Annotated in this window: 9 protein-coding genes; 5 read left to right on the forward strand and 4 right to left on the reverse strand. The window is 46.4% G+C overall.

Annotated elements, in window-relative coordinates; all coding sequences use genetic code 11:
- Nucleotides 1-356 precede the first annotated feature (356 nt).
- On the reverse strand, nucleotides 357-581 hold the full coding sequence (locus FYJ73_RS03950) for a hypothetical protein (RefSeq protein WP_154533410.1): 225 nt from the start codon (nucleotides 579-581) through the stop codon (nucleotides 357-359).
- A gap of 178 nt (nucleotides 582-759) precedes the next feature.
- On the opposite strand from FYJ73_RS03950, the gene FYJ73_RS03955 reads away from it, so the two are divergent.
- The 4 genes from FYJ73_RS03955 (at nucleotide 760) to FYJ73_RS03970 (ending at nucleotide 2,651) form a co-directional block, all read left to right on the forward strand.
- Nucleotides 760-1,107 carry a hypothetical protein gene (locus FYJ73_RS03955; protein WP_154533411.1) on the forward strand — a complete coding sequence of 116 codons (348 nt, stop codon included), beginning with the start codon at nucleotides 760-762 and terminating at the stop codon, nucleotides 1,105-1,107.
- Nucleotides 1,108-1,145: 38 nt separating this feature from the next.
- Nucleotides 1,146-1,466 carry an IS66 family insertion sequence element accessory protein TnpB gene (gene tnpB / locus FYJ73_RS03960; protein ID WP_235899213.1) on the forward strand — a complete coding sequence of 107 codons (321 nt, stop codon included), beginning with the start codon at nucleotides 1,146-1,148 and terminating at the stop codon, nucleotides 1,464-1,466.
- 93 nt (nucleotides 1,467-1,559) lie between these two features.
- A complete protein-coding gene (locus tag FYJ73_RS03965) occupies nucleotides 1,560-2,222 on the forward strand; it encodes a coiled-coil domain-containing protein (protein ID WP_154533413.1) in 663 nt (220 codons plus the stop codon).
- A 9-nt stretch (nucleotides 2,223-2,231) separates the two neighbouring features.
- Entirely contained in the window at nucleotides 2,232-2,651 is a 420-nt protein-coding gene (locus FYJ73_RS03970; protein ID WP_154533414.1) for an IS66 family transposase, read from the forward strand.
- A gap of 80 nt (nucleotides 2,652-2,731) precedes the next feature.
- On the opposite strand, the gene istB is transcribed toward FYJ73_RS03970, so the two are convergent.
- Together istB and FYJ73_RS03980 are read right to left on the reverse strand one after the other, a co-directional pair.
- Nucleotides 2,732-3,484 (reverse strand): IS21-like element helper ATPase IstB, encoded by a 753-nt coding sequence (gene istB, locus FYJ73_RS03975; protein WP_154533415.1) that lies wholly within the window; start codon nucleotides 3,482-3,484, stop codon nucleotides 2,732-2,734.
- A 90-nt stretch (nucleotides 3,485-3,574) separates the two neighbouring features.
- Nucleotides 3,575-5,140: a Mu transposase domain-containing protein gene (locus tag FYJ73_RS03980; protein WP_206081678.1), complete on the reverse strand. Its 1,566-nt coding sequence runs from the start codon at nucleotides 5,138-5,140 to the stop codon at nucleotides 3,575-3,577.
- Between the two features lie 104 nt (nucleotides 5,141-5,244).
- Here FYJ73_RS03980 and FYJ73_RS03985 point away from each other — a divergent pair, with 104 nt between their 5' ends.
- On the forward strand, nucleotides 5,245-5,913 hold the full coding sequence (locus tag FYJ73_RS03985; protein WP_154533417.1) for an IS66 family transposase: 669 nt from the start codon (nucleotides 5,245-5,247) through the stop codon (nucleotides 5,911-5,913).
- A gap of 1,291 nt (nucleotides 5,914-7,204) precedes the next feature.
- Here the strand turns inward: FYJ73_RS03985 and tnpC are convergent.
- Complete coding sequence (gene tnpC, locus FYJ73_RS03990) at nucleotides 7,205-9,100, reverse strand: IS66 family transposase (RefSeq protein ID WP_206081679.1); 1,896 nt, start codon at nucleotides 9,098-9,100, stop codon at nucleotides 7,205-7,207.
- Nucleotides 9,101-9,342 lie beyond the last annotated feature (242 nt).

Consider the following 9,342-nt stretch of genomic DNA (forward strand, 5'->3'; position numbering starts at 1 on the left):
TTCTGTGTTCCATGAGGGGCTGACTGTCATACTCACTATACTTACATCGGATTGCTTCAACGGCCTGCCGGGGTGTTTGGCAGGAGCAGCAAGCTCCAACAGCACTTCTGCTTGCCTACAGATATGCTCTCATCCACAATGCTTACATACTCTTCGTTCTTGAACAGGTCTTTTGCCCCGGTGCATACATCCAGACCCGCTTTCTCACACCAATCCTCTATCGTTTGGTGGCTGGGAGTCTCATCGAACAGCTCCCCATGGAAAGATTCGTTGACGATATCTAGGATTGACCTTATGGAGCGGACACCAGAGACCTTGACCCTTGTCCTCAGGCGGGTAGCGAGGCTGACTACGAATTACTTGAACTTGAATCCCCTAATAGTTCTGAAAGTAATCTGCTTTGGCTCCTTGTCAGAGTTACCGTCTTGTCTTTTTTTATTGTTCTCACGTTGTAAGTTCTTTATCTGCTTTTTGTCAGCCTTACGTCCTGCTTTCAATTTTGCAATCTCCTTTTCCCGAGCTTCCAACTTACGCTGAAGCTTAGCTATTAGCTTATTATTTTCACCTCTCTTAACAGTCATTATCTTTATGGATTAACATTATAATTATTCAGTAAAGTTACTGATTTCCAACGAAATATGCAAATATATTATGTTAAGCCCCTTTTTCTTCTCAGAGTTCATCGTAAGCGTCTCGGCATTACCGTATTTCAGCCTCGCTTAAAAGTCCGTACCTTTGCGCGCACAAATTATTATGAGTATGGTAAGCAAAGACAAGTACAAGAGTCTGCTTGAACGATACAAGCAGGCTCTTATCAAGAATCCCAAGCTGAACCTATCGGCTTATTGCCGGTTAAACGACGTCAGTGTCTCAGGCATGCATCATTACATTGAGGATATCGGCCAATCGGTCAAGTCCATCCGTGATGCTGTTCTGAAAGCTACTGAGCATCAGAATTGCGAAGTGTTTGTACCATTTACGGCAGACAGCCCACATTCCGACGTCGACCGTGCGGACGTCACAATCCAACTACCCAACGGAACTTTGGTGTCGGTTTCCCGTTGTGATGCCGGCATCATCACGGCAGTGTTGAACGCATTAAAGTAACTGCTATGTTCGGACTTTCAGAATCAACAGTGTATTACATGTGCCAACATCCGGTGGACATGCGCAAGGGTATCAACGGGCTGTACAAACTCGTGCGCTCAGAGATGAAGATGTCGCCCCTTACGGGCAGCGTTTTCATCTTTTATGGCAAGAACCATCAGAGCGTCAAGCTGCTTCGCTGGGACACTGATGGCTTTGTCCTTTACCAGAAACGCCTTGAGAAAGGCACCTTCGAGATACCCAAGTTCGACGAGGCCGCTGGGGGCTACAGAATGCCCTGGAAGACGTTTTCTCTGATCATGCAGGGTGTTTCGCTCCGGTCTGCGAGATACCGAAAGAGATTTAAGATTGAAGTTTAGAGTAGATATAACTATTTGATATACAGTAAAATAATCTGCAAAATAATCGCCAAAATATGCTTGATTGTCAGATAAATTTAGTACCTTTGTACTATGATAAAGGACGAAATCATAGCATCTTTGCTGGACCGGCTGAAGGACACCAACAGCCAAGTGTCTGCTCTTACAGGGCGGGTAAACGAGCTGTTGGCCAAGGTCGCCGAACTTACCGCCATCATCAAAGCCCTGCAGGAGGAGAAAGGCGCAAAGGAGAAGACTCTCAGGAAGGCCAACAACACCATCAAGGGCCTTGGGAAGCTCCTCGAAAAGGAAAACGAGCAACAGGTGGAGAAGCCGCAGCTTACAGATGAGGAAAAGAAAGTCCTTGACGAGGCCAGGAGCATCCGCCGGAAGGCCCGTGGCAACAACGGCGCCAAGAGAGACGTCCATGAGGAGTGCGAGGTGGAATACAAGGATGTTTATCCGGACGCCCCGTCCTTCGACAAGCTCAAGGCGCATCCGCTGGAAAAGATGAAGGGGGACGGCACGCCGGACTATCAGACCTGTACGAGATACGTCTATGTACCGGGCCACTTCAAGAAAGTAATCTACAGGCTGCACCGCTTCACGCAGGACGGCAAGGTGTTTGAGCCAAAGACCCCACCGGCTGTATTTATGAACTCCAATTACACCTCGTCCTTTGTCGCCGGACTTCTTCAGTTGCGCTATATGTACGCCATGCCGGTGGAGCGGATCATCCATTATTTTGAAGACTAGGGCTTCAACCTGAAGAAGCCGACAGCCGGCTTTCTTTTGGGCAGGGCGGCGGAGACGTTGGAAAACTTCTACAAGGCCATACGCAAGGCGGTGCTCAGCGACGACTACATCGCTTCGGACGAGACCTACTTCAAGATACTTGTCCCGGAGAAGAACTCCAAGGGGAAGGGAGTGAAGAAAGGCTACTTCTGGGTCATCGTGGGCCAGAAGAGCGGACTGCTGTATGCCGTCTACCGAGACGGCTCGCGCGCCGGAGATGTCATCTACGATGAGCTTCACGACTACCACGGCACCATGCACAGCGATGCGGCAAGCTTCTACAGAAAGATACAGGGCGATGATTTCCCAAATATAACAAGGATAGCCTGTCTGCAGCACATCAAGAGGAAGTTCATTGTGACAATAGCGCGCATATGGTACCGGCTGTAGCGCTCTAAATGGTACCGGCAAAAGCGCGAAGCAAAAATGGTTTTACCGGATTGAAAAACATTTGGCTACAGGCCTTATTTTTACTTTTGCAAAAGTAATGATTTTTTCTTCATCTGGCGCAGACTTTCACCTTGAAGTTGGATAATGTTAGCATTATTTATGATTCTATCCATAATGGCGTCAGCCAGGGTCGGTTCTGCGATATAATCATACCACTTATCGATTGGCAGTTGAGAGGCTATGATGACGGACTTCTTCTCATATCTGTCCTCTAGGATTTGCAGCAAAGCCAGCCTTGCATTGGCTGTCATGGGAGCCAGTCCAAAATCATCAAGGATTAGAAGGTCGTCCCGGTTAAGATGATTGAGGAGCTTGATGAAGGATCCATCGCTTTTAGCTATTGAGATTTGCTCTATGAACCTGTTCATGTTGTAATACTCTGTTCTAAGTCCCAGACAGCATGCCTGTCTCCCCAGAGCATTGACGAGAAAGGACTTTCCGCATCCGGTCAGGCCAGTAACCAACAGATTCTCAGCTCTACGGACGAAGTTGCAGTCGCTGTATTCTGCCAGCTGAGCCTCCGTGAGGTTTCTGGCCGTGGAACAGATAACGTCCTCTATGACAGCATTGTTATAACGAAGTTTGCTGGTCCTGAGATACATGGCCGTTTTCTTCTCCTGACGGTACTGCCGCTCCGCGTCAATCATCTTTGCGACAGTCATCTCCCGACCGGGCCTTTTCTGCTCAGGCAATGTAATGATACTGTTGAACTCTACCGCCATACCGTGCAGCTTGAGGCTCTCCAGTGCGTCCACTGTTTCTTGATTGTTCATTTTTGTCCAACTTTAAATGGTTAATACTAAAAATAACGCCAGGGCCGGAGTGCAGGTCGGCAGACTCTACAGCCGGCCTGGCATACTCCTTTATTTTGTGATCTTAAATGCTTCCCTGCCTCTGACATATTCATTCTTCGGAGTCATGGAGACTACCTTTGCCACAGGCTTGCTGGCCATGTTATGCTTCAGTGCATTCTCTATAGCCAACATTGGAGCCACTGGGCCATTAGTGAGAAGAAGACGGCAGGCACTCTCAACGGCCTCGGGTCCGTATTTCTTGTTTCTTGCCCATCCAAGAAGTATATATCCCTGGCGGTACTGTTGCTGTTCCCACTCAGCACTGGTAAGAAGATCCTGCATCGCACGGGCTGTATATGGACCTATCCGTCTGGCGGCCGACACGAAGCTGGCTGCATTCCATTCTCCATTGCCCTGTTCCCATGCTCTGTGCTTCGGAGGCATGTGTGACGGATCTATCGTTGTGCCATACGGCCGGAAGTCACGCTTGTGGACTGCAACTCTCTCATTGTCAACATATATCTCAACTGTCTCATTATCCCAAATGGCGACAGCCTTCTTGCCTACATACTGATAGGGAACACTGTAGTAGTGCTGCTCCTCGCCTACGGAGAGAAGGTATGATGAAGATATTCTCTTGTACTCCTTGCGATGGCGATAGACAAACATCTGGTCCGGCAGAGGACGCATCAATGGTTTTTCCTCTGTCTCGAAGACCTCGCGTGGTGTAAGTCCGCCACGCTGCTTGGGACGATCGTTGAACTCATCCACGAGCTCCCAGATACATGTGTTCATCTCGTCTATGGTCTCGAAGGTCTTGTCCTCTATACGTGCGTAGATGTAAAGGTAAAACTTATTTACGATTCCCTCAACGGGTCCTTTGTCCCTGGGCCGACGGACGCGTGCCACATAGGGCTGGACGTCATAGTGCACACACCACTGTTCAAGGGCATCCGTGAACTGAAGGTCGTACTTCTTCTTCGTATGCTTGACCCACTGAACCATGTTGTCGCTCTTCACAATATGAGGCAGACAACCGAAGTACTCCAATGCATTGCTCATACCCATAAACAGGTTTTCCATGCGCTCATTTCGCAGGGCTATCATATAGCCAAAATTAGAATAGGGCATAACTGCGCACAGCACCGTAACGGGTATACCATCCAACTCAAAACGGGGCTTGAGATACAGTTTGTCTCCTGCAGGATCAAACATAGCCATCTCGCCCGGATTGTAATGGTTGCGGTACTTGTAGTCATGATTCTTGATATACTCGTTCACATACTTCTTGAACTGGGTATACTGATAACCGTCGGGATGAAGCTTGTAGTACTTCTCCCACTCATAATAAAGAGTCTTGTGGGGACGGAGACAGTCAAGAGCATACTCCTTTATCTCCTTGTCGAGGACTTCCTTGCGCCCGTCCGGCTTGGGAACGTTGGGAGATTCTGGACGGATAAGCTTGCCAAGGGAAAACTCATCCATCTTGTACATTTCACTCAGCGGCAGCGGCATCGTCTGGAGATACTTCTTGTAGTAACTTGCATCCCGCTTACTCATCTTGCATGCCTTCACGACGTCGTTCAGGGAACCGCCCTCGCTCAGGATGCGCATCAGCTTTTTTAGCTTTGACATTGCGATTTCTTTATTAGCCATATACTATAATGTTTAGAACACTATAATAACGGCATTTGTTAATACTCAATTATCAAAGCCTGTGTCAAATATATTTATCGCTCTTGGAGGGCATCCAACCCCGGTACCATATTGAGCGCTACACCCGGTACCATATTGAGCGCTATAAGTGGTACCATATTGACCGCTACGAGCGGTACCATTTGAGCGCTATCCTCATCATTGACTGCATGGACGCCGAGCCGGAAGCCAAGGAGATGGTCAAGCTCATCAACAAACTCTACCACGAAGATCACAAACACAAGATAGGAGAAAACAGTTGGACGGTGGAGGACAACTTCAAATGGCGACAACAGTACGCCCCCGCCATACTGGCAGAGATAAAGGACAAGCTCGATGGGATACTGAACAAGCCGGACCTGCTTCCAGACAGCGAGCTGTCCGAGGCCGCCAGCTATTTCACCAACGAATGGGAGGCGGTAGTCGACATCTTCAAGAGAGGCGACACCGCACTTGACAACAATCTCGTCGAACGGATGAACCGCTACTTCTCCATGTCCAGAAGGAGCTCACTCTTCTTCGGTTCTCATAAGGGAGCCGAAAGGGCAGCTGTGCTCTATACGCTAGCATTGTCTGCCAAGATGAACCATCTCAACCTCTTCGACTACCTCACTGACATCCTTGACAGGACTGCCACATGGCAACCTAATACGCCATTGGAGAAATACAGAAATCTATTACCTGACTGTTGGCAACCATCCACAGAAGACTAACAAAACTGAGCAAGCCTCCTCCCTTGCTCAGTTTTTTTGGCAATACGTGAATACCGATACGCTTACGTAGCTTCCTGATTTTGGTTGACTACCTTCATGTCTTAAACCTAAATAAAGTTGTCTTGCTTTTTCGTAATTCTAATTTTAGTTGTCTTTTTTCTTATTACTGGATTATGTTGACTGTTTGTTCTTAAACCTTATTTTGGTTGACTCAATGCAATGGTAAACATTTTCCAGAAATAAGAGACTCCTCATTTTTAAGAAAAATGGCAATTGTCAGTGTTGTGGCATAAGTACGGAGCCTGTCGGTCTGTACTCGAACAAGCGATGACGGAAATCCTTTTTCGTTACAGCCCGCCGGTCATAGAGCTTTTTCACACGAATCTCGTCTAACGTATAACGTGTAATTATCTGCTTTTTTATAGCATATATGTAACAGGTATCTTTAGTGTCAAATGAGTATGGACTTACGAGTACGGTTGAGTCTGGCAATGCATAGAAACGATCATCTATGACTACTTTTTTGTTATTTATATATGTCTCGGTTGTGTCTGTAGGCCAAATTGGGGGCATAAAATCATTCGAATCCTCGCACCAATATATTAAATTATCAAGAGAATCTGACTCAGAAAGTTCGATATAAAGAGTATCATTTGAACTATTCCTTATACCAAATGAAGTTATTCTGTCCATAACGCAGGAAGTGAGCATATATGTACAAAAAACAAGAAATACGAAAGATTGTTGTTTGTTAATTTTCTTTATTATCTTATTCATAATTTTCTTTATTATCTTATTCATAATTTTCTGGCTTAATAAGCCCAAATCGGTCTATTTGAGATTAAAAGAATAGTTTCTATTAATTATTTCTGACCAATTTGGGCTAAATCCTATTACATCGTCAAATCCGGAGACCTTTCATACCAAATTTTATAAATTTAAGCAATCTGCTAGGATCCTTTGAGGGATAATAGAACTGCCAATTCTTTCGTGAAAGTGTTTCAACTCCAAGCCATTCAGCGCCAAAGTAATTCTTAGATAAATAGTTAGCCCAAGTCTCCGTCCAATATGTACTATGTGTATTTGTACCAAACAATTTGTCATATCCGCAATTTAATAAGCTTTCTTTAGCAATGACGTCATAATAATCAATGGCACCAACTTTCCGGTATTGAAGGACATGACCAAATTCATGCTGCAACAGTAAATGTCCAATTGTTGCTTATCAGCTTTAAACAGAGTACTTTCGAGTACCCCGTTTTATGCTAGGCTGAGTAAGATTTAAGACTTGTTAATCAATAGCGAGTTGTCCGGGCAGCATCTGAGCGTAGTCACGACATCCCTCAGAGAACTTCTTGAAGAAGCTCTGAAGATACTTCAACACTTTCACACCCATCATCCGGCAAGTCTGGATAATGGTATGATAGGTAGCCGCGCAATCGATGCCCTCCTCACTTCCGAAGGTCATTGTATTCTTCCGGTCTACGGTAAACGGACGCACATTCCTCTCGGCAATGTTATTGTCGATACTGTACTCTCCGTCTTCCCTGTATTTCATGAGACCATCCCACTGGTTGTGGAGATATCGCAAGGCAGTTGCAAAAACCGGATCAAGCCCGCCTTGCTTTTGTTTATCATCCGGCCAAAGCCTGTCAAGCTTTTGTTTCATCTTATTGATGATCTTGGAAGTTTCCTTGTTATTCCTTCGTCGCCTGATTTCTTCCGGTGTAAGCCCCAGAGCCTTGTAGTGTCTTTCCAGCTTGTAGAGCTCAGCAATCCAGTCTATAAAAGGTTTGGCCTCATTTACCTTTCCTATATTATAGGCAGTTACGAACTTAGCCCGGACGTGAGCCAGACAGTAGACATGGTCTATATCAACGATATCGTCATCAAGGAAGACGTAGCCTACATAGCCGTCAGACTGCAAGGCCTTAACCTTGGCATCGCCCAAGAACTGGGTGAGCACCTCACGGCTGCGGGTACCTTCTTTAGGTTTGTCAAAGAAGTAATAGCAGACGCGTTCCTTTTTGTTGACCATGCACCAGACATAGACCTTCTTATAGCCGGACTTGTATTCAAGTCTGAGACGGCCCCAGGTCTCATCACAGTTTACGACTGCACCGTCCTTGAGAAGGAGATCCTTCAACTCAGGAAGTAGATAGGCAAGTTGCTCACCACCATGCTGAAGCCAGTTGATGATAGTCTGTCTGCATCCGCCAAGTCCAGCCTCCTTCAGCATTACGGCGATTCGGTTGGCCGGCGTGTCAAGGGCATATCTCATATAGCCCAATGTAGGCATGCTGTCCACACACAATCCTGTATTGCCAAGCGGGCGATAATCGATATGCCGGGCGTATTCTTCATCTGCATGTTGGGCGGCAGATTTCATATCCGGATAGTAAGCCCAGTCGATATGACCGTCAGGGAACTTGACCAGCAGCCACTCATACTCATGGACATTCATAATAATCTGTACATTCTTGAGCATGCGTGTTTTCCTCTTCAGAACTACACAACCCTCAGGAAGTTGCGACATGTCACATTTATGGTGATAGGTCCTTGTAGTCACGCCTTTATTGTATTTCATACCCTGACGGTTTGGTCTGGATTGCTTGGGGCCTTTCTTACTCTTGCCGCTGGCAGGCACGTCATTGCAGGCATCCTTCAGTGTCCCGGGATCACCGTTGAAATCCTCACTCTGCTGAACACGGTCACCACGCTGCTCATCATCGTTGTTTTCATCGTCCCCGTCTCTGTCCACGTCCTGCTTGGTGGTATCGTACTTGTCTTTGCGGGCCTGCTTGTTGAGGTCCTTCTGTCGCTTGAGTTCAACCAAGAGATCCGCATACTGGTCATTGGTCTTGTTCAACTGACGCTGCATCTCTGTCAGCTGGTCCATCAGCTTTACCTGATATTCCATCTGTCTACGGTTGGCTCTCATAAGTTCCTCATTGCGGGCTTCCGCCTTTGCCTCACGCTCCTGAGCTTCCTCTCTGAGCTTATCCAACTTGTCATGGAGCTTCTTGTTCTCCTCCTTGGAGGCAAGAAGCATTTTGACCAAAGTAATCTTATCCATATTAAGGTACTCCTGCACCGGCTCAGAAGTTGTCTCCTGAGCCTCCAGCTCCCGCCGCATATTGATGTTCTTGGCGAGCTCGTCGAGATTGATTTCCTTATCAAAATCCATGTGCCGTACCTTAATATTTACCATACAAAGGTACGAAAATTTATTGGATTATGCAAATATTATTAGAGTTATTTTATTGATAATCAGTGCTTTATTTCACATTACTACTACCAGTGTTAGATGCAATTCTCATCGCGTTTACCACCGGCATCTCAAGGAATGCCACCACCTGTTTCCAGGTTATCTGGTAGATTGGATTGACATGCTCCACATCATCATCGGCATAGGTTATCTTCATAAAC

Origin of the sequence: Hallella mizrahii (assembly GCF_009695775.1) — a bacterium.
GTDB classification, from domain to species: domain Bacteria; phylum Bacteroidota; class Bacteroidia; order Bacteroidales; family Bacteroidaceae; genus Prevotella; species Prevotella mizrahii.

Coding starts and splice junctions, on each gene's coding strand:
- istB (WP_154533415.1), bottom strand. CDS start 3,484: ATGAACAATCAAGAAACAGTGGACGCACTGGAGAGCCTCAAGCTGCAC.
- tnpB (WP_235899213.1), top strand. CDS start 1,146: ATGTGCCAACATCCGGTGGACATGCGCAAGGGTATCAACGGGCTGTAC.
- FYJ73_RS03980 (WP_206081678.1), bottom strand. CDS start 5,140: ATGTCAAAGCTAAAAAAGCTGATGCGCATCCTGAGCGAGGGCGGTTCC.
- FYJ73_RS03955 (WP_154533411.1), top strand. CDS start 760: ATGGTAAGCAAAGACAAGTACAAGAGTCTGCTTGAACGATACAAGCAG.
- FYJ73_RS03965 (WP_154533413.1), top strand. CDS start 1,560: ATGATAAAGGACGAAATCATAGCATCTTTGCTGGACCGGCTGAAGGAC.
- tnpC (WP_206081679.1), bottom strand. CDS start 9,100: ATGGATTTTGATAAGGAAATCAATCTCGACGAGCTCGCCAAGAACATC.
- FYJ73_RS03950 (WP_154533410.1), bottom strand. CDS start 581: ATGACTGTTAAGAGAGGTGAAAATAATAAGCTAATAGCTAAGCTTCAG.